Annotated in this window: 18 protein-coding genes and 1 pseudogene; 12 read left to right on the top strand and 7 right to left on the bottom strand. The window is 71.9% G+C overall.

The features are described from left to right. The 9 genes and pseudogenes from G3I19_RS10540 to G3I19_RS10505 form a co-directional block, all read left to right on the top strand. Positions 1–186, top strand: a pseudogene (locus tag G3I19_RS10540) (carbon monoxide dehydrogenase); the annotation flags it as partial. Then, positions 183–953 (top strand): isochorismatase family protein, encoded by a 771-nt coding sequence (locus G3I19_RS36850; RefSeq protein ID WP_203599413.1) that lies wholly within the window; start codon positions 183–185, stop codon positions 951–953. The pseudogene G3I19_RS10540 and the gene G3I19_RS36850, both read left to right, overlap by 4 nt. 42 nt (positions 954–995) lie before the next feature. Next, positions 996–1,844: an alpha/beta hydrolase gene (locus G3I19_RS36845; RefSeq protein ID WP_343235056.1), complete on the top strand. Its 849-nt coding sequence runs from the start codon at positions 996–998 to the stop codon at positions 1,842–1,844. Positions 1,845–1,896: 52 nt separating this feature from the next. Beyond that, positions 1,897–2,373, top strand: coding sequence for a MarR family transcriptional regulator (locus G3I19_RS10530; RefSeq protein ID WP_164262468.1), 477 nt, complete (start codon positions 1,897–1,899; stop codon positions 2,371–2,373). 53 nt (positions 2,374–2,426) lie between these two features. Beyond that, positions 2,427–3,230, top strand: coding sequence for an aspartate/glutamate racemase family protein (locus tag G3I19_RS10525; RefSeq protein WP_164262466.1), 804 nt, complete (start codon positions 2,427–2,429; stop codon positions 3,228–3,230). A gap of 218 nt (positions 3,231–3,448) precedes the next feature. Further along, the gene (locus tag G3I19_RS10520) at positions 3,449–4,282 is read left to right on the top strand and encodes a PIG-L family deacetylase (protein WP_164262464.1); all 834 of its coding nucleotides are present in this window, start codon (positions 3,449–3,451) and stop codon (positions 4,280–4,282) included. A 108-nt stretch (positions 4,283–4,390) separates the two neighbouring features. Continuing rightward, on the top strand, positions 4,391–4,537 hold the full coding sequence (locus G3I19_RS10515) for a hypothetical protein (RefSeq protein ID WP_164262462.1): 147 nt from the start codon (positions 4,391–4,393) through the stop codon (positions 4,535–4,537). Beyond that, positions 4,534–5,481, top strand: a complete 948-nt coding sequence (locus G3I19_RS10510) for a helix-turn-helix domain-containing protein (protein WP_164262460.1) — start codon at positions 4,534–4,536, stop codon at positions 5,479–5,481. The genes G3I19_RS10515 and G3I19_RS10510 overlap by 4 nt, the downstream gene beginning before the upstream one ends. 27 nt (positions 5,482–5,508) lie before the next feature. Next, entirely contained in the window at positions 5,509–5,943 is a 435-nt protein-coding gene (locus G3I19_RS10505; protein ID WP_164262458.1) for an SgcJ/EcaC family oxidoreductase, read from the top strand. Positions 5,944–5,970: 27 nt separating this feature from the next. Here the strand turns inward: G3I19_RS10505 and G3I19_RS10500 are convergent, their stop codons facing one another. After that, positions 5,971–7,056, bottom strand: a complete 1,086-nt coding sequence (locus G3I19_RS10500; RefSeq protein ID WP_343235055.1) for an ABC transporter substrate-binding protein — start codon at positions 7,054–7,056, stop codon at positions 5,971–5,973. Positions 7,057–7,448: 392 nt separating this feature from the next. On the opposite strand from G3I19_RS10500, the gene G3I19_RS10495 reads away from it, so the two are divergent. Together G3I19_RS10495 and G3I19_RS10490 are read left to right on the top strand one after the other, a co-directional pair. Then, on the top strand, positions 7,449–8,966 hold the full coding sequence (locus G3I19_RS10495; RefSeq protein WP_343235054.1) for an MFS transporter: 1,518 nt from the start codon (positions 7,449–7,451) through the stop codon (positions 8,964–8,966). Then, complete coding sequence (locus G3I19_RS10490) at positions 8,963–9,523, top strand: TetR/AcrR family transcriptional regulator (protein WP_164262448.1); 561 nt, start codon at positions 8,963–8,965, stop codon at positions 9,521–9,523. The genes G3I19_RS10495 and G3I19_RS10490 overlap by 4 nt, the downstream gene beginning before the upstream one ends. Positions 9,524–9,653: 130 nt before the next feature. Here the strand turns inward: G3I19_RS10490 and G3I19_RS10485 are convergent, their stop codons facing one another. The 3 genes from G3I19_RS10485 to G3I19_RS10475 form a co-directional block, all read right to left on the bottom strand. Next, a complete protein-coding gene (locus G3I19_RS10485) occupies positions 9,654–10,829 on the bottom strand; it encodes a lipid-transfer protein (protein WP_164262446.1) in 1,176 nt (391 codons plus the stop codon). Positions 10,830–10,976: 147 nt separating this feature from the next. Next, entirely contained in the window at positions 10,977–12,221 is a 1,245-nt protein-coding gene (locus G3I19_RS10480) for an NADH:flavin oxidoreductase (protein WP_164262444.1), read from the bottom strand. A gap of 64 nt (positions 12,222–12,285) precedes the next feature. Then, positions 12,286–13,047 carry an SDR family oxidoreductase gene (locus G3I19_RS10475; RefSeq protein ID WP_164262443.1) on the bottom strand — a complete coding sequence of 254 codons (762 nt, stop codon included), beginning with the start codon at positions 13,045–13,047 and terminating at the stop codon, positions 12,286–12,288. Between the two features lie 189 nt (positions 13,048–13,236). Here G3I19_RS10475 and G3I19_RS10470 point away from each other — a divergent pair, with 189 nt between their 5' ends. Further along, positions 13,237–14,850, top strand: coding sequence for an AMP-binding protein (locus G3I19_RS10470; RefSeq protein ID WP_343235053.1), 1,614 nt, complete (start codon positions 13,237–13,239; stop codon positions 14,848–14,850). Positions 14,851–14,972: 122 nt separating this feature from the next. Here G3I19_RS10470 and G3I19_RS10465 read toward each other — a convergent pair whose 3' ends face one another. From G3I19_RS10465 to G3I19_RS10455, 3 genes are all read right to left on the bottom strand, one after another. Beyond that, positions 14,973–15,674, bottom strand: a complete 702-nt coding sequence (locus G3I19_RS10465) for a hotdog domain-containing protein (RefSeq protein WP_164262439.1) — start codon at positions 15,672–15,674, stop codon at positions 14,973–14,975. After that, a complete protein-coding gene (locus G3I19_RS10460; RefSeq protein ID WP_164262437.1) occupies positions 15,671–16,543 on the bottom strand; it encodes a MaoC/PaaZ C-terminal domain-containing protein in 873 nt (290 codons plus the stop codon). Before G3I19_RS10460 ends, G3I19_RS10465 begins: the two co-directional genes overlap by 4 nt. A 68-nt stretch (positions 16,544–16,611) precedes the next feature. Next, positions 16,612–18,864, bottom strand: a complete 2,253-nt coding sequence (locus G3I19_RS10455) for an acyl-CoA dehydrogenase (RefSeq protein ID WP_164262435.1) — start codon at positions 18,862–18,864, stop codon at positions 16,612–16,614. Positions 18,865–18,868 lie beyond the last annotated feature (4 nt).

The following is an 18,868-nucleotide window of genomic DNA, read 5'->3' as shown; positions in this document are numbered from 1 at the left end:
CCGGCGGCGCTCGCCCCCGCGCTCGCTCCGGCGGCGGAGCTCGACGGGCTGGCGCTGGTGGCGGGACCGGCTCTGCGTACGTACGGACCGGTGGCGGCCGCCTTCGCCTTCGGGCTGTTCGAGGGCTGGCTGCTGGGCCGGCTGACCACCATGAGCCGGCAGCTGAAGGCGGCGAATCAGACATGAGCGACGCAGTCGTGAGCGAAGCGATCGTGAGCACGGGCACGGGCACGGGCGGCATCCCGGACACGAGCGCAGATGCAGGCGCAGGCGCAGACACCGGCACAGGCCGGTATGGACAGTCCACCGACAGCACCTACGCCCGCGCCGGTTTCGGCGCGCCGGTGCGCCGTGGCGGCAGGCCCGCGATCGTCGTCGTCGACCTCACCCGCGGCTTCACCGATGATGCCTTCCCCTCCGGCGCCGATCTGACCGAAGTGGTGCGCGCGACCGGCGAGTTGATCGAAGCGGGCCGCCCGGCCGGCGTCCCGGTCATCTTCACCGCCATCTCCTACTCCCCTGCCGAGGCGGCCGGTGACTCCGTCGCCTGGCTCCAGAAGGCGCAGGGCATGCGGGCGCTCGTCGAGGGCAGTGAGGCGGTCGCCATCGACCCGCGGCTGCCGCGCCGCCCGGAGGACCTGCTGGTGGTGAAGAAGGGGGCGTCCGCGTTCTTCGGCACCTCGCTCGACGCAGCCCTGACCGGTCTGGGCTGCGACACCGTGCTGGTGTGCGGTGCGACGACCAGTGGCTGTGTACGGGCCACCGCTGTCGACGCGGTGCAGTCGGGCTTCCCGGTTCTGGTGGCGCGCGAATGCGTCGGCGACCGCGCCCAGGGCCCGCACGAGGCGAATCTCTTCGACATCCAGGCCAAGTACGGGGACGTCGTCGACCTCACCGATGCCGCCACGTATCTGGGCCGACTGCCCGCTGTCCGGCCCGTGTCGGCCCGCTGACTCACCGCTCCGCCCCGCCCCGTACGCCTTCAGGAGGTTCCCGTGCCACACCCGCAGCGGTCCGTACCGCAGTCCGCTCTTGCCGATCTCGCCGACATCCCCGCCACCGGCCGGTGGGTGCGCTCCGGGTCCGCCCGCCTGCACATCCTCGACTACGGGGGCGACCGCACCCCGCTGGTGATCCTGCCCGGCATCAGCAGTCCCGCGGTCACGATGGACTTCGTGGCCCGTGAACTCACCGACCTGGTACGCCCGTTGGTGGTCGACATCCGCGGCCGCGGGCTGTCCGACGGCGGTGGCACATACACCCTGGAGGAGTACGCCGAGGACACCGAGGCAGTCGTGTCGGGGCTCCGCCTGGAACGTCCGCTGCTGTTCGGGCACTCCATGGGTGCGCGGATCGCGGCGGTCGTGGCGGCGCGCGGCAAGGTTCCGCTCGCCGGCACGGTGCTGGGGGATCCGCCGATGAGCGGCCCAGGCCGTGGCCCGTACCCGACGAGCCTCGACGCCTTCCTCGGCCAGCTGGCCGAGGCCGAGCGCGGCACGGACGCCGGGAGTGTGGCCCGGGCCTGGCCCCGCTGGCCGCGCCGGGAACAGGAGTTGCGGGCCCGCTGGCTGTCCAGCTGCTCGCGGGAGGCGATCGCGGCCACGCACCGGGGCTTCGAGACGGAGGACTTCTTCGACTGGTGGCCTTCGGTGCCCGGCCCGACGGCGCTGCTGTACGGGGCGGACAGCCCGGTGGTCACGGCGGCCGGGGCCGCGGAGGCCGCCGCCGTGCAGCCATCGGCCGCCCTGACCCGGGTCCCGGACGCGGGCCACATGCTCTTCTGGGACAACCCTCCTGCCGCGCTCGGCGCACTGCGCGAGACGTTGCGGCGGATGCCTGCGTGACCACACTGCGGGCCGGGCGGGGCCCCCGGACACGCCGTGATTGAGTTGGCCCATGGTTGACGCATCCGCCTCCGAGTCCTCGCCCGTGATTCCCGCGGCCCTGACGACCGCGCCCGGCTATCAGGTACGCCGCCTCTACCAGGCGTACCTCGCGGCGTGGGTCCGTGCGGTCGACCCGACGCTCACCGGACCGCAGTTCGCCGTACTGACCGCCGTGGACGCGGCGCCGGGCCACGACCAGCGGTCGATGGCGTCGGCCGTGGCCCTGGACACCTCCACGATGGCCGATGTGGCCCGGCGCCTGGAGAGCCGCGGCCTGCTGGTGCGCCGCACCGCTGCCGACGACGGGCGCCGCAAGCTGCTGTATCTGACCGAGGAGGGCACGAAGACCCTCCATGACGCGAACAGACGGGCGCGCCTGCTCGACCAGCGGCTCCTCTCGCCGTACGACCCGGCGCAGCAGAACGAGTTCATGCACCTCCTGACGTCCCTGGCCGACCACTGGGAGGCCCTGGCCAGGGAGTCCTGACCGCACCCGGACGACACGGGTGCTTCCGACACCGCCTTACCGAGGGAGAACCCGTGACGGACCACCACATCGGCATGATCGTCCCCAGTTCCAACCTGACCATGGAGACCGAGCTGCCGCGCATGCTGCGCTCCCGCGAGCAGGACCGGCCCGATGACCGGTTCGTCTTCCACAGCAGCCGTATGAGGATGCAGCACGTCACACCCGAGCAGTTGCGCGGCATGAACGCACAGACGCAGCGCGCCGCGCTCGAACTCGCCGACGCACGGCCCGATGTCGTCGCCTCCGCCTGCCTGGTGGCGATCATGGCGCAGGGACCCGGCCACCACTGCACGGCGGAGGCCGAGATCACAGCCGCGCTCAGCGAAGGGGGCTCGCAGGCCCCGGTGGTCTCCAGCGCGGGGGCGCTGCTGGACGGCATCGCGGCGCTCGGCGCCCGCAGGATCGCCGTCATCACCCCGTATCTGAAGCCGCTGACCCAGCTGGTCGTGGACTACATCGAGGACGCGGGCGTGGAGGTCGTCGACGCTCTGAGCCTGGAGGTCCCGGACAATCTGGCGGTCGCCCGCCTCGATCCGGCCGCTCTGCGCGAGCACTGGCGGAAGCTGGACCTGGGCAGGGCGGACGCGCTGGTGCTCTCCGCCTGTGTGCAGATGCCGTCGCTGGCCGCGATCCAGCCCGTCGAGGACGAAGCGGGCCTGCCGGTGCTGTCGGCGGCCACCGCCACGACGTACCGCATCCTTGCGGAACTCGGTCTGGACACGGTCGTCCCGGATGCGGGGAGCCTACTGAGCGGCCGGGTGCCGCACCCTGCCGCATCCGGCGCCGGGGCGGGCGGCAGCGGCACGACGGGCTGACCGTACGCGGCCTCCTGGAGACAGCCGGCGGAAGGCCGGGCTGCCGCACGGGAACAGCGGGGCCGGTCGGCACGGTTGCACCGTTCGAGGGACCGGTGTCCACGGGCGGGGACACGGCGGCCGCAAGGCCGCCCGTATCACCACGCCCCGGGCCCGGCACCGCGGTACACCCGCCGCGCCCTCGGACCACGATGTATTTCCGCAGGAGGACTTTTTCCATGGCTGACCGGCCCTTGACGCTCATGGCAGTACACGCCCACCCCGACGACGAGGCCACCGGAACCGGAGGGGTCCTCGCGCGGTACGCGGCGGAAGGAATCCACACGGTTCTCGTGACCTGTACCGACGGCGGTTGCGGTGACGGCCCGGGCGGTATCAAGCCGGGCGATCCCGGGCACGATCCGGCGGCCGTCGCCGCGATGCGCCGTCAGGAGCTCGAAGCGAGCTGTGACGTCCTGAAGATCAGCGATCTGGAGATGCTGGACTACGCCGACTCCGGGATGACGGGCTGGCCGAGCAACGACGCCCCCGGGTCCTTCTGGCAGACCCCCGTGGAGAAGGGCGCCGCCCGGCTCGCGGAACTCATGCGTCACTACCGGCCCGATGTGGTCGTCACTTACGACGAGAACGGCTTCTACGGCCACCCCGATCACATCCAGGCCAACCGCATCACCATGGCCGCGCTGGAGATGACCGATCTGACGCCGAAGGTGTACTGGACGACGATGCCGCGCTCGATGATGCAGCGGTTCGGGGAGACCGTGCGCGAGTTCTCGGAGGACATGCCGGAGCCGGACCCCGCCGAGGCCGCCGCGCTGGCCAAGATCGGCCTGCCCGACGACGAGATCACCACATGGGTGGACACCACCGCGTTCAGCGGTCAGAAGTTCGACGCCCTGGCCGCGCACGCCAGCCAGGGCGAGAACATCTTCTTCCTCAAGATGGGCAAGGAGAGGTTCAGCGACTTCATGGGCATGGAGACCTATGTACGCGTCAAGGACGCCACCGGCGCGGCCGTACCGGAGAACGATCTCTTCGCCGGACTGCGCTGACCTTCTCTTCGCAGGACTGCGCTGATCCGCCCGTGCGGCCGGGGGCCGGGGAGGCTCACCGGCCGCACAGCGCGAGCGGGGGGCCGGTGCGGCCAGTTGGAGGACTGTGTGGGGTCGACGGACACCGTGGTGGAGCGGCCCTCGATGCGGGACTCGCACTCCTCGACCTTGCCGTCGCCCGCCGACTGGAAGACTGGCGCGATGGACAGTGACAAGGCGCTGCCGCACGGCGTGCTGGGTACCGGTGTCGTATGAAGGGCGCCGACGGCTTTCTGGAGACCCTCGACCAGCGCGGTCTGCCGCCCCTGCGCGGCGGCCGTCCCCCTGTCGAGGACTTCCGTGCGAGCGTGGTGAGCCGTGATCTGGGGCCCTTGCGGCTGACCGAGCTGGTGACCCCGCAGGGAGAGTGCTTCCGCGATGCGCGGTCCGTGCGGGCCGCCGACAGCGAGCTGTGGCAGGTGGAGGTGGTGGTACGAGGGCAGGTCCGCGCCGAGCAGGGCGGCAGCACCGCCGTGCTGGGGGCCACGGACCTGGTCCTGATCGACCCGGTGCGGCCGGTCCGGTTCGCCAGTTCCGCGACCACCCATGTGACCGTGCTGATGCCGCGGCACTTGCTGCGGCTCGGAGCTGATGACGCCGCCCGGCTGACCGGTGTACGTATTCCAGGTGACCGTGGTCCCGGCGCTCTGGTGTCCTCGCTCGTACGCGACATGGCGCGGTCCCTGGAAGGATTCCGTGCCCATGAGGCGGACCGGTCGGCAGCTGCGGTGATCGAGCTGATCGCGGTGACGCTGTCGGCCCGGCTGGGTGATGCGCGTCCGGTCGCCGACGAGGTGCTTCGCACGCGGATCACCGGCTTCATCGAGGCGAGGCTGTCCGACCGGGATCTCACCCCGGCCAAGGTCGCCGCGGCACACCATGTGTCGGTACGGCGGCTGCACAAGCTATTCCAGGATCAGCCGCTGACGGTGGCGGCCCTGATCCGCCGGCGGCGCCTGGAGCGGTGCCGCGCGGACCTGGCTGCCCGGCAGCACTCCACGGTCGCGGCTGTGGCCGCCGGCTGGGGGTTCGCCGATCCGGCGCACTTCAGCCGGCTGTTCAAGGCCACCTACGGATACAGCCCGGGGGCGCACGTATCCAACGACTGTGCACAGATGGTCAAGGGGTCCGTCGCCCGGCCCGGCGAGGATGGTGGCTGAAAGCGCAAAAGGCAGAAAGGCCATGACATGGAACCTACGGTTGAAGCTCTGAGTGCTGTCCCCGCCCGAATGATCGAGGGATGGAACCGCGGCGACGCCGCCGCGTTCGTCGCCGATTTCGCACAGGACGCCGAGCTCGTGGACTTCGACGGAACCGTCCACAAGGGACGCGACACAGTGATCGCGTCCCAGCAGCCGGTCTTCGACACGGTGCTGAAGGGCTCCCGGCTCGTGCGGAGCGAGGTGTCGTTCGCCCGGGTCGTCGGGCCGGGCTGGGGCGTGGTGCACCACCGTTTCGGCATGGTGATGGCCGGTGAGAAGGAGCCGCTGCCGAGCCGCTACTTCCTGCAGTTGTTCGCATTGGTCTGGCAGAACGACCGCTGGGAGGTCGCGACACTGCTGAACTCGCGTCTGGTCTCGCTGGACGCCGCGATGGCTCTGGACGGACAGGCCGCCGGGTAGGGGCTCGTGCCCGGGAGCCGTGCTCTCTCAGCCGCTGTGGAGGATCCGGAAGCGGCCTGGTTCCGCCGGGTCCCGGTCGACGACCTGGACCGGTGCCCAGGTCCACTGCCGGACGCTGATCCCCGGCGTACGGGAGAACCGGATCGGCCCGCGGGTGCCGTCGACCACCACGCCGGGCCATGACCCGGCGATGGCCTCCCGGCCGGTGCCGTGGGAACGCAGCACAGCGGCGAGCACGGCCACGGTGTCCCAGCCCTCGAAGGCGACGAAGGAGGGCGCTTCGCCCAGCCGCTCGCGGAGCTCCTTCGCCACGCGTTCGCCGAGCGGGCCCAGGCGTGCGGGCAGGTAGCGCAGGAACGGGATCCCGGCGCCGTCCTCACCCAGTGCCGCCGTCCATTCGGCGAACTCCGGCTGGCCGGCCGGAGCACCGATCAGGATCTCCGCGAGCCGCCGGTCGCCCCGGACCGCCCTGACGATCGGCACCGCGGGCTCCGGATGTCCGACCAGCAGGAGGAGCGCCGTCGCGCCACAGTCGACGAGCGCGTCGCAGAGGGCATCGGGGGTGAGCGCGTTCGTGTCGAGCTCGACGACGGTTCCGCCCCGGGGAGCGAGGTGGTCCCGCAGGACGCGGGTCCCTGATGCCCAGTAGACGCTCGGCTGGGTCGCCACGGCGATCCGGCGCCGACCCGCGCCGAGCAGGAAGTCCGCGTAGCTCCGCCAGCCGTGGGACTGGGCCGGGGCCAGGCGTGCGACCCACTCCGTCGGCTCGTCGGTCAGCGCGTCGAGCACCGCGGACGAGCAGAGGAACGGCACGCCGAGGGCGTCGGCACGGGCGGCGGCGGCGCGGGCGACGACGCTGTGGTACTCGCCCGCCAGCGCGGCCACGCCCAGACCGGCCAGCTCCTCCACGGCCGCCGCGGCACGCTCCGGGTCGGCCGCGGTGTCCCGGACCACCAGCTCCAGCGGTCTGCCCGCGATCCCGCCTGCGTCGTTCACCTCGCGCGCGGCCAGCTCAAGTCCTGCGAGCAGATGCCGGCCCGCCTCGGCCCAGCCGGGCCGTGTCAGCGGGACGAGAACGCCCAGGCGGACGGACTCCCCCTCCAGGTGCTCCACAGCTCGTTCTCCCTGCTTCCTCTGCTCCCCCTCCGGGCGCTCCACAGTGCGCTCCCCCTGCTCCCCCTGCTCCCGCTGCTCCCCCATGTGCCCCTCTGTGTGTTCCGGTCCCGGTGGTCTGCTCCGGTCTGCGTCCTCTGCTCAGGACGGCGATCTCGGTGCCGGTCATTGGACCCGCCGCATCGCCGAGAAGCAAGCGGTTATTCACCGGCTTCGGGAGCCCCGCGGACCCCTTACAGACTGTTCTGCCGACAGGTGAGACACTCTTGTCATCATCTGAAGACATCACCTGAAGACATCGCTCGAAGACATCAGCCGAGGACATCGTGCGACGACCGCACTCGGCACCAGAACTCAACGGCAACGCCCGACGACAGGAACGGTCCGCCCCCGTGCATCCGATATCCGGCCCCACCCCCGCTTCCGCTGCCGCCCCCTCCCCCTGGCGGCAGCGGGCACTGGTCCCCGTGCTGGTCTCCCTCGGCATGCTGGTGGCGATCATCAGCAGCCTCGGTGCCCCGCTGATTCCGACCATCGCGGCCGCCGACCACGTATCGGTGGCGAACGCGCAGTGGTCCCTCACGGTGACCATGCTGGTCGGGGCCGTCGCCACCCCAGCCATGGGGCGGCTCGGAGACGGACCCCACCGCAGGAAGGTGATCCTGACCGGTCTCGCCGTGGTGCTCGTCGGGAGTCTGCTGGCCGCTCTGCCCCTCGGGTTCGCCTGCCTCATCGTGGGACGGGCGTTCCAGGGTGTGGGCATGGGCCTCGTTCCGCTGGCCATCGCCACCGCGCGGGACTCCGTGCCGCCCGAGCGCGCCAGGTCGGCGCTGTCGACGCTCTCGCTCACGACGGCGGCCGGTGTCGGTGTCGGCTATCCGCTGACCGGTCTCCTCGCCGAGAGCTTCGGCATGTACGCGGGGTTCTGGTTCGCCGTGATCGCCACCACCGTGGCCCTCGTCGCGGCGGCCGTCGTCCTCCCCGCGTCCCCGCCGCGTCCGGCACACCCGATGGACATCCCGGGTGCGCTGCTCCTCACGCTCGGGATGAGCGGGCTCCTGTTCACCCTCACCCAGGGCGAACACTGGGGCTGGGGATCGCCCCGGCTGCTGGTGCTCGGGGCCGTCTCGGTGCTGCTGCTGGCCGGCTGGGTGCTGCAGGAACTCCGTACCGCACACCCCCTGGTGGAGCTGCGGCTGGTCCGTGACCGTACGGTCTTCGCCGCGCATCTCACCACCATGATGGGCGGCGTCGGCATGTATCTGCTGATCTCCCTCGTGACCCGGTACGTCCAGACGCCGTCGGGCGCCGGGTACGGATTCGGGGCCTCGGTGGTCGTCACCGGCCTGGTTCTGGTGCCGTTCTCGGTGGGCAGCCTGGTGGCCGGCCGTGTGGTGCGGATCCTGGTCCGCAGCCAGCCGCCGGTCCGGATGCTGCCCGTGAGCTGTCTGCTCTCCTTCGCCGCCCTGCTGAGCTTCGTGTTGGCCCACGACCGTCTGTGGGAGGTGTTCGTGACGATGGCCCTGGCCGGACTCGGCGTCGGGGTCAACTTCGCGGTCACACCGGGGCTCGTCGTCGGAGCCGTGCCCGCGCACGAAACGGGGAGCGCGATGAGTTTCAATCAGGTCGTGAAGTACATCGGCTATTCGACCGGCAGCGCCCTCAGCGCCGTGATCCTCCAGGCCGCCACCACGTCCGGGGACGGTCTGCCCCCGGAGAGCGGTTACCGTACGGCGGGGCTCACGGGCTGCGCCGTGTGGGCCGCCACCGCTGTGGTGGCGTACGTCCTGACCCGCTCGGGCGCCCGTCGCACCTCGGCGGTCCGGGGCGGGCGTCCGGCGCCCGCGGGCGTCAACGGCCCGGTCCCGGACGGCGGGGACCTCCTCAGGAACACCGGGGCGGAACAGTGAGCGGCGGGCCCCAGGGGCGCCGCCGCGACGCGGCCCGCAGCCGCGAACTGCTGCTGACGGCGGCCAGCGAGCTCTTCGCCGAGCGGGGCTTCGACCGCACCACCATCCGCGACATCGGTGAGCGTGCCGGAGTCGATCCGGCCCTGATCGCGCGCTATTTCGGCAGCAAGACGCTGCTCTATGTGGCCGCGCTCCACGCCGAACAGGGCGATGTGACCCCGGCCGACCTCTTCGACGAGCAGCGGCTGCACGAGGTCCTCGACAGGACCGACCGGCGCGGCCCCGTCCCACTCCTCCAGGTCGCGGTACAGCCGCTGAGCGATCCGGGGGCACAGGACGCCGCACGTGCGGCGCTGCACACGCGGCTCGTCGAGCCGCTCCGCGAGCGCTTCGCCCGTGAGGGTGCGGACCGGCCGGCGCTGCGCGCCGAGCTGGTGGTGGCCGCCGTGACCGGGGTCCTGCTGGGCCGGCACTCCGGCGCCTTCGACGAGCTGGCACGGGCCGATTCGGGCGATCTGGTCGAACTGCTGCGGAGCACTCTCCTGCGGGAGGACTGACCGACCGCCTGTCGCCGTTGGTGCCGGCCGCACCCGAGGACCGGCCGCCGCTGCCCCCGTCCGGTCGTGACCGGCGCGGTACCGCCGGTGCCCCGTCCCGCCGCACCCGAGGGCCGGACCGCCGGTGGTCCTATCCGGCCGTGCCGAGGACGAGGCCGCTGGTGGGCACCCCGGTGCCCGCGGTCACCAGGACATGGGTCACGTCGGGCGGCTGGTTGACGGAGGTGCCACGGACCAGTCGTACCGCCTCGGCGATGCCGTTCATCCCGTGCAGATATGCCTCGCCGAGCTGGCCGCCATGGGTGTTGGCCGGCAACCGGCCGCCTATTTCGAGGTGGCCGTCGGCGATGAAGTCCTTCGCTTCGCCCGTCGCGCAGAAGCCCAGCTCCTCCAGTTGCGGCAGGACCAGCGGGGTGAAGTGGTCGTAGAGGACGGCGGAGTCCATGTCGGTGGGGCCGAGGCCGCTCTGGCGGTAGAGCTGTGTCCCGACCAGCCCCATTTCCGGGATGGCGGAGGTCCCTGTCCGGTAGTAGCTGGTCATCATGTGCTGGTCTCGGCCCGACCCCTGTGCCGCGCCCAGTACGCGGACCGGCGGGTGCGGCAGATCACGGGCGCGCTCCGCCGATACGAGTACCAGCGCCTGGCCGCCGTCGCTCTCCTGGCAGCAGTCGAGCAGCCGCAGCGGTTCGGCGATCCACCGTGATGCCTGGTGGTCATCCAGGGTGATGGGCCGCTCGTAGAACCACGCCGCCGGGTTCGTCGCGGCGTGCTTGCGGTCGACGACCGCGACCCGGCCGAAGTCCTCGCTGGTGGCGCCGTACTGGTGCATGTAGCGGCGGGCGAACATCGCCACCCACTGGGCGGGAGTGCTCAGCCCGTGGGGGGTCATCCAGGAGTACGCGGCCCTGTCGGCGCTGGTGTCCATGGCCCGGTCGGCCTGTCCGAGCCCGTAGCGCTCGCCGGAGCGTTCGTTGAACGCGCGGTAGCAGACGACGACTTCGGCCACTCCGGTGGCGATCGCCATGGCGGCCTGCTGCACCGTTCCGCAGGCCGCTCCCCCGCCGTAGCCCACACGGGAGAAGAACGTCAGCTCGCCCATGCCGGTGTTGCGGGCGATGTGGATCTCGGAGTTGGTGTCGGCGGTGAAGGTCACGAGTCCGTCGACGTCGGACGGTTCGAGCCCCGCGTCCGCGACCGCGGCGAGCACCGCCTCGCAGGCGAGCCGCAGTTCGCTGCGGCCGGAATTCTTGGAGAACTCGGTCGCGCCGATACCGGCGATCGCCGCGGCTCCGGACAGGCCGTTCATCGGGGTTCCTCCTGGGGAAGCCGGTGGGGCGGGGGTGCGGAGGCCACGGCCGCCGCACCCCCGCTGTCTTCTTCGTTCACTGTCCGCGCGGCGCCCACTTCGTACGCTGTCCGCGCGGCGCGGACCCGGGGCCTGTCACGAGCGGCGTCATGACACGACGGTGTTGCCCCAGTTGTCGCCCCGTGGGCTGGACCCCTCCACCAGGACGCAGCGGGTGCCGTCGAAGGACGCCGGCATGCACTTGTTGCAGTGGATGCACAGGGAGGGGGTGGCCTCGTCCTGCCGGATGCGGTTGACGAGGTCCGGCTCGCGGAGCAGGGCACGGGCCATGGCCACGAACTCGAAGCCCTCGGCCATGGCCCGGTCCATGACCGGTTTGTCGGTGATACCGCCGAGCAACACCATCGGCATCTTGATCGCGGCCCTGATCTGCCGGGCGTCCTCCAGCAGGTAGGCGTCCCGGTACGGGTAGCTGCGCAGCTTGTGCTTCCCGAACAGCTGGACGCCGAGCTTGACCGGCTGCGGCATGACCGCGGCGAACTCCTTGAGCGGCGCATCGCCCTTGAAGAGGTACATCGGGTTCAGCAGCGAGCTGCCCGCGGTCAGTTCGAGTGCGTCGAGGCAGCCGTCCTCCTCCAGCCACTGGGCGACCGAAATCGCCTCGTCGAGCCAGATACCGCCGGGAACGCCGTCGTCCATGTTCAGCTTGGCGAGGACCGCGATCCGGTCGCCGACGGCCTCCCGCACCGCCCGGGTGATCTCGCGGGCGAACCTGGCCCGGTTCTTGAGGCTGCCGCCGTAGCCGTCGGTCCGGTGGTTGATCTTCGGGCTCAGGAACGAGCTGGCCAGGTAGTTGTGACCGAGGTGGATCTCCACCGCGTCGAAGCCTGTGTCGGCCGCCATCCGTGCCGCGTCCGCGTGGGCGCGGATGATGCGGCCGATGTCGTCGTGGGTGGCCTCCTGCGCGAAGCTCAGTGTGGTGAGGTGGAACTGCCGGCTCGGCGACAGCGCGGGCATGCCGTTGCCCTTCGGGTTGGCTACGGGCCCGCCGTGCCCGATCTGTGCCGATATCGCGGCGCCCTCGCCGTGGACCGCTTCGGCGAGTTTGCGCATGCCTGGCGCGGCCCCGGCCTCCCAGAGCAGCTGGTGCCGGTCGGTCCGCCCTTCGGGGGCCACGGCGCAGTAGGCGACGGTGGTCATGCCCACCCCGCCCGCGGCGTACCGCCGGTGGAACTCGATCAGTTCCTCGGTGACCCGGCTGCGGTAGCTCAGGGCCTCGTAGGTGGCCGCTTTGATGATCCTGTTGCGCAGGTTCACCGGGCCGAGCCTGGCGGGCGCCAGGACGTCGGGCACCGCGGGGCGGTCTGAGGTCGAAGGGGTCTCTGGGCTCATGAAAGTCCTCCGTCCACGCGCGGGGCGTGGGGCGTGTGGCGGGTGGCGGCCGGCCGGTGGCCGGTCATCCGAAATGCGCCTGGCCGCCGTCGAGCGGAATGGTGGCGCCGGTCAGATAGCGGGCATCGGGACCCGCGAGCATCACGACCGCGCGGCCGATGTCCTGTTCGCAGTCGCCGATGTAACCCAGGGGGATCGTCCGCCGGAAGGCTTCCGCCTCGTCCGGGTTGGTGTCCGCCCAGTTCTTCAGAGCGGGGGAAAGCGCGTGGGGGGCGATGGAGTTGGCGCGGATCCCGTCGGACCCCCACTCGGCGGCGGCGGTACGCGTCAGCGACCGCAGCGCCTGTTTGGCGGCGGCGTAGGCCCCGTACGTCGTCGGGTCCCAGCGCACCATGGCGGAGCTGACCAGATTGACGATGCAGCCGGTGCCGCTGCGCCTGAGGTGCGGATGGCACGCCTTCATGAACGCGAAGGCGGCGAACGGGCCGCTCAGGAAACCCCGCTGGAAGTCGTCCTGGCTCATGGACAGCAGCGGTCCGTACGCACCGCTGTAGGCGTTGTTGACGAGGATGCCCACCCCGCCGAGGTCGGCGGCCACCGCGTCGACGACGTCGGGAATCGTCTCGGTCCTGCTCACGTCGCAGGGATACGGTTCTGCCCGTACGCCCCGCTCCCGCAGCGCCGCACAGGTCGAATCGAGCGGGGCGCGGGTGCGTCCGACGACCGCGATGTCCGCTCCCTCGGCGGCCAGCGCCAGCGCGATGCCCCGGCCGACCCCCTGGCCCGCGCCGGTGACGAGTGCGACCTTCCCCGCGAGGCTTCCCATGGGTCTTCCTCCCGTGATCGTCTGCTGGATGGCCCATCATCGGCACGCCGTGACGCGGGCGGCGCCGGGTGTCCCGCTCATCGGGACCGAAGCCCCGCCCGGTTCCCGGGGCACGGCGACAATGTCGGCGCACGGGGCTCGACGTCACCGAGGGAGAGATAAGACATGGCCAGGCCGACGGATCAGCGTGTGGTTCATTCCGCCCCAGCGCCCGGCCCGACCGGGCCGGGCGAAGCGTTCGAACTCGTCGACGAGGAGGTGCTCGGCGCCCGGATGCCGGTGTTCAGAAACCGGCGCAAGGCCCTGCACGAAGTGCTGGCCGACTCGGTGCGCCACGGCGAGCACGACTACATCGTCACCGCCGACGAACGGCTGACCTTCGCCGGCCACGCCGCCCTGGTCGCGTCGCTGGCCGAGGCGCTGCGTACCGACTACGGCGTACGCAAGGGCGACCGGGTGGCCGTGGCCGCGGCCAACTCGCCCGAGTGGATCGTCACGTTCTGGGCGGCCGTCTCCATCGGGGCGGTCGTCGTCGGGTTCAACGCCTGGTGGTCGCGGCGTGAGCTGGCGTACGGCATGGGACATGTCCGTCCCGCGGTCGTGATCGCGGACGCCAAGCGGGCGGCCCTGATCGACGATCCGCGGGTGCCCGTACTGACCGTCGAGGAGGACGTGCCGTCCCTGGCGCGGAAGTACCAGGAGGCCGCGCTGCCGTCCTGCGACGTCGACGAGGACGACCCGGCCGTCATCCTGTACACCAGCGGGACCTCGGGCCTGCCCAAGGGCGCGGTCCACTCGCACCGCAACCTCCTGGCGGTGATCGACTTCCTGGGGCTGAACAACGCCCTCGCACAGGCCGCGGGCGCCCCCGCGGCCCCGCGCCGCCATCTGCTCGCGCTGCCGCTGTTCCACATCGCCGGCCTGCACAATCTCGCGGTGCCCCAGCTCGCGTGCGGAGGCACGGTGGTGATGCACAGGGGCGCGTTCGACGTGGACCGGGTGCTGCGGCTCATCGAGCAGGAGCGGGTCACCAACTGGGGTGCCGTACCGACCATGGCCACCCGGCTCGTCGAGCACGGTGATCTCTCGGGCTACGACCTGTCGTCGCTGACCGCCTTCTCGCTCGCCTCCGCACCCTCGTCGCCGGCGCTCAAGGACCGGCTGCGCGAGACGCTGCCCGCGGCACGGCAGGCGCTCGTGGACAGTTACGGGCTCACCGAGACGTCCACCGCCGTGGCAGCGGCCTCACCCGCGGACCTCGCCGAGTCACCCGGCACCCTGGGGCGTCCCGTGACCACGGTCTCGCTGGAGATCCGGGACCCCTCGGGGGCGCCCCTTCCCGAGGGCGAGGAGGGCGAGGTGTGTGTGCGCAGCGCGTTCAACATGCTGGGTTACTGGGAGGACCCGCAGGCCACAGCGGCGACGATCAAGGCCGGCCGCTGGCTGCACACCGGTGACATCGGCCGGATCGACGACGGAAGGCTGCGGCTGACCAGCAGGCGTTCGGACCTGATCCTGCGGGGCGGTGAGAACGTCTACCCGGCGGAGGTCGAGAACGTTCTGACCGAGCATCCGGACGTCCACGAGTGCATCGTCCTGGGTGCGCCCCACCCGGACCTCGGGCAGGAGGTCGGCGCCGTCGTCGTGGCGCGCGCCGGCACGGCACCGACCGAGCAGGAGCTGACGGCGTACGCGCGAGAGCAACTGGCGTACTACAAGGTGCCGTCCCGGTGGCGGATCACGGGCGATGCGCTGCCGCGCGGGGCCAGCGGGAAGGTCGTGCGCCGGGACGTCGGGCTCTGACACGGCGACACGGCAGCACGGCAGCACGACAGCGGGACGGGGGCGGGGCACCGGAGAGATCCGGTGCCCCGCCCCCGTCCCGCTGTGCCGCGCCGGTGAGCAGAGCTGTTCTTCTCGTCCGCTCAGCGCGGGCGCGCGGGCTGCACGGCGATGAAGAGCCCCTCGGCGCTGACACAGACCTCGCCGCCGGCCTCGATGGTGCCGACCGTGCGGATCTTGCGTCCTTCGACCGATGTCTGGCGCCCGGTCACGGTCAGCGGCTCGAACAGCGGGGTCGGGCGGTGATAGCGGAGGGTCAGTTCGGCCGTCATACCGGAGGGGCCTCCCCAGTGGTTGGCGACGCCGAGCGTGTGGTCGAGCAGCAGCGCCGAGATCCCCCCGTGCACATATCCGGGCGGCCCCTGGTAGGGCAGTCCGAGCGTGACCGTGGCAGCCACCGACCCGTCGTCGTTGCCGCTGAGCAGCAGCGGCGGTGCGATGGCGTTCTCGGGGCCGGTGACCGGGTCGTGGCGGTTGACGCCCTCCCCGGCCCACATGGCGACGAGGCGCTCCTTCAACGGCGGGGCGTGCGAGTCGAGATGGTCGGCCAGCGCGTGCAGCGTCCCTGCCACCCGGCGGAGATCGGCGTCCGCTGTGTCGCCCGTGCCGAGCAGCGAGGCGATCACCCTGCGGGCCGCGGTCACCGCGGCGTCGAGGCCGTCCTCGCGGGTGTCGGCGATCAGGGCCGGTCCTCCGTCGGGGCGGGCGGTGGGCTGATCACCGGTGGGCTCAGCAGTGGGCTGGTCCGCGGGCTGAGCCGTGGGCGTTCCGGGCTCGGTGGTCATGAGCTCACCGCCGCGGTACCGCGGCTCAGCACGGGTGCGCCGTCGCGCTCCGGGCAGGTCGTCTCCAGGGTGAGTGTGCCGCCCTCGCGCCACACCGCGGTACGGAGGGTCTCTCCCGGCAGCAGCGGCCCCGCGAACCGGACCGAGAGCCCGGTGAGGGCGTCGGTGTCCCCGCCCAGCACTCCGTCGGCCAGGGTCTTGGCCACCACCCCGTACGACGCCAGCCCGTGCAGCAACGGCCGCTCGAAGCCCGCGGCGGCCGCGAATTCCGGGTCCACGTGCAGCGGGTTGAGGTCGCCGTTGAGCCGGTAGAGCAGCGCCTGCCCCGGTGTGGTCCGTGCGTCGAGGACGTGGTCCGGTACGCGCCCCGGCCGCTGCCAGGGTTCCTCCGTACCGGGGTCGCCGCCGAAGCCGCCCTCGCCCCGGGCCCAGATGTCCATGGTGGCGCTCCACAGCGGCTCGCCGTCCGGATCGGCCGCGGTCTGTTCGAGGGTGACCAGTGCGGCCTTCCCCTTGTCGCGGAGTCCGGTCACCGTGGTGGTGATGTCCGCGGTGCCCGAGGCCGGGAGCGGCCTGTGCACGGTCAGGCTCTGTCCGGCGTGCAGCATTCCGCGCGGGTTCAGATCGAGGCCGGGCAGGTCCATCGGCGCCGCCGTCCGCTCGCCCGCGGAGGGTCCGCGGCCGGCCACCATCGCGAAGGTGGGCAGCACACGGAGCCCGCGCTCGTAGGTGTACGGGAGTTCGGGGCCGGTGGCCGCGTCCGCGCCTGCGCCCAGCGAGAGGTGGTAGAGGAGGACGTCCCGCGCGGTCCAGCTCACGCGGTCGGCCGGTGTGCTGGCGCCGAGCGCCTTGTCGGGATCGATGGGCATCGTCGCTGTTCCTTCGTTCCGTGTTCGGTTGCGGGTCCGTTCCCTGTTCGGGTAACGGCCGTCGGGGTTCAGGTACGGGCGGGCGGCGCGGGGTCGCGGGAGAGCCCGAGCAGACGTTCGCCGATGATGTTCAGCTGGACGTCCGTGGTGCCGCCCGCGATCGAGAGGGAGCGGGTGTTGAGGAACATCCAGGTGGCGGTGCGCGGTGCGGAGGTACGCAGTGACTGCGGCCCGTCCTCCGGGCCGGACTCCGGCGCGGGCGTCACGGTCAGCGCGTCGGACCCCTGCCAGTCCATCGCGGTCTCCCACACCTGCTGGATGTGTTCAACCCCGAGGAGTTTGGCGACGCTGGATTCGGGCCCGGGCTGGCCTCCGGCCAGTGAGCGCAGGGTCTGGCGCAGGGCGAGCAGCCCCGTCGACTGGGCGTCGCAGAGGATCTGGCCGAGGGTGCTGAGCCGCTGTTCGCCCGGCTCCTGCCCTGAGGCGTCCTGGACGAGTGCGAGCAGCGTCTCTCCCCCGGAGCCGAGCGAGGAGTCGTTCGACAGCGAGACGCGCTCGTTGGCCAGGGTGGTGCGGGCGAGTTTCCAGCCGTCTCCCTCCCCGGCGACCAGCATCTCGTCGGGCACGAAGACCTCGTCGAGGAAGACCTCGTTGAACAGCGCTTCTCCGGTGAGTTCCCGCAGCGGGCGGATACCGATCCCGGGGCTGCTCATGTCCAGGAGGAAGTAGGAGATCCCCTTGTGCCGGGGTGCGTCCGGGTCGGTGCGGGCCAGGCAGATGCCCCAGTCGGCCTGGCGCGCCATGGACGTCCACACCTTCTGGCCGGTGAGTTTCCAGCCGCCTTCGGTCTTCTCGGCCCTGGTGCTGAGCCCGGCCAGGTCCGATCCGGCGCCCGGCTCGCTGAACAGCTGGCACCAGACGAGGTCACCGCGCAGCGTCGGCGGCAGGAAACGCGCTTGCTGTTCCTTGCTGCCGTGCTGGATGAGGGTGGGCACCACCCAGCCGCCGATGATCATGTCGGCCGGTTCCAGGCCGGCCGCGCTCAGCTCATCGGCGATGACGAGCTGCGCCACCGCGTCCGCGCCCTTGCCCCAGGGGGCGGGCAGATGCGGTGCGGTGTAGCCGTGGTCGGCGAGGTAGGTGGTGCGCTCGGCGCCGTCCAGGGCGGTGGCGGGCCGCAGTTCCTCCCGTATCCCGGCACGGACCGTCTCGGCCTCGGGCGGGAGGTCGACGGAGAGCCTGCGCCGGGTGCCGCCCCGGGTGAGTTCGGCGACCCGTCGCTGCCAGCCGGTGGTCGGGCCGAGCAGGATACGGAGGGTCTGGGCCCGGCGCAGCCCGAGGCCGGCGTCGTGCTCCCAGGTGAAGCCGATGCCGCCGAGTGTCTGCACACAGTCCTTCGCGGTGGTGAAGGCCGCCTCGACGCTCGTGGCGCCCGCGACCGCTGCCGCGAGTGCGGCCTCTTCGGCGGTCGTGACGGCGCCGGGTTCCTGGGCGCGGGCCGCGTCCCAGGCGCAGGCACGGGCCTGTTCGGCGCGGGCCGCCATCCGTGCGCAGCGGTGCTTGACGCCCTGGAACTGCCCGATCGGCCGCCCGAACTGCTCCCGTACCTTCGCGTAGTCGGCGGCGGTCGTCGTGGCCCGGTCGGCCAGCCCGGACGCCTCGGCGGCGAACAGGGTGGCGGCGAGGTCCAGCGGGAGGCGGGGATCGATGGCGTCGAGCAGCCGGTCCGCGTCGAGCGGCAGCCGCTCGACGGTCACGCGGGCCAGGCGGCGGGTCGGGTCGTGGCCGTCGATGGGGGTGACCTCGGCCTCGGTACGTGACACGGCGGCCCAGAGGGTCTGCCCGCCCGACTCGACAGGCAGCACGAACACGTCGGCGAGGCCACCGCCGAGCACCGGCGCGGAGGTGCCCGTGACGCTCAGGGTGCCGGCCGGGTCGCGGGTCGCTCGCAGTGTGCCGGGGCTGAGGACCGTGGCTCCCACCGCGCTGCCGTCCGCCAGCCGCGGCAGATGGGTCCGGTGGCCGGCCCGGTCCAGGATCGCGCTGGTGAGCACGGTGGACAAGAACGGTCCCGGGGTGAGGTGGCGGCCCAGTTCCTCGGTCACCACGGCGAGTTCGGGCATTCCGTACCCGGCGCCGACGTCATCGGGGAGATGCAGGCCGAACAGGCCCTGGTCGGCCAGAGCGGTCCAGAACGGCGGAAGCCGCTCGGAGTCCGCGTCGACCGCGGCCCGGACGACGGCCGGGGTGATGTGCCGTGCGGCGAAGCCGCGGACGGAGTCGCACAGATCGCGGTGCTCCTCGGTCAGTGCCATGGTCATGGTG

The organism is Streptomyces sp. SID10853 (assembly GCF_010548145.1).
Lineage (GTDB): Bacteria > Actinomycetota > Actinomycetes > Streptomycetales > Streptomycetaceae > Streptomyces.
This window is presented reverse-complemented; position numbering and strand designations above follow the sequence as displayed.

Coding starts and splice junctions, on each gene's coding strand:
- G3I19_RS36850 (WP_203599413.1), top strand. CDS start 183: ATGAGCGACGCAGTCGTGAGCGAAGCGATCGTGAGCACGGGCACGGGC.
- G3I19_RS10530 (WP_164262468.1), top strand. CDS start 1,897: ATGGTTGACGCATCCGCCTCCGAGTCCTCGCCCGTGATTCCCGCGGCC.
- G3I19_RS10520 (WP_164262464.1), top strand. CDS start 3,449: ATGGCTGACCGGCCCTTGACGCTCATGGCAGTACACGCCCACCCCGAC.
- G3I19_RS10510 (WP_164262460.1), top strand. CDS start 4,534: ATGAAGGGCGCCGACGGCTTTCTGGAGACCCTCGACCAGCGCGGTCTG.
- G3I19_RS10505 (WP_164262458.1), top strand. CDS start 5,509: ATGGAACCTACGGTTGAAGCTCTGAGTGCTGTCCCCGCCCGAATGATC.
- G3I19_RS10485 (WP_164262446.1), bottom strand. CDS start 10,829: ATGAACGGCCTGTCCGGAGCCGCGGCGATCGCCGGTATCGGCGCGACC.
- G3I19_RS10480 (WP_164262444.1), bottom strand. CDS start 12,221: ATGAGCCCAGAGACCCCTTCGACCTCAGACCGCCCCGCGGTGCCCGAC.
- G3I19_RS10475 (WP_164262443.1), bottom strand. CDS start 13,047: ATGGGAAGCCTCGCGGGGAAGGTCGCACTCGTCACCGGCGCGGGCCAG.
- G3I19_RS10465 (WP_164262439.1), bottom strand. CDS start 15,674: ATGACCACCGAGCCCGGAACGCCCACGGCTCAGCCCGCGGACCAGCCC.
- G3I19_RS10460 (WP_164262437.1), bottom strand. CDS start 16,543: ATGCCCATCGATCCCGACAAGGCGCTCGGCGCCAGCACACCGGCCGAC.
- G3I19_RS10455 (WP_164262435.1), bottom strand. CDS start 18,864: ATGACCATGGCACTGACCGAGGAGCACCGCGATCTGTGCGACTCCGTC.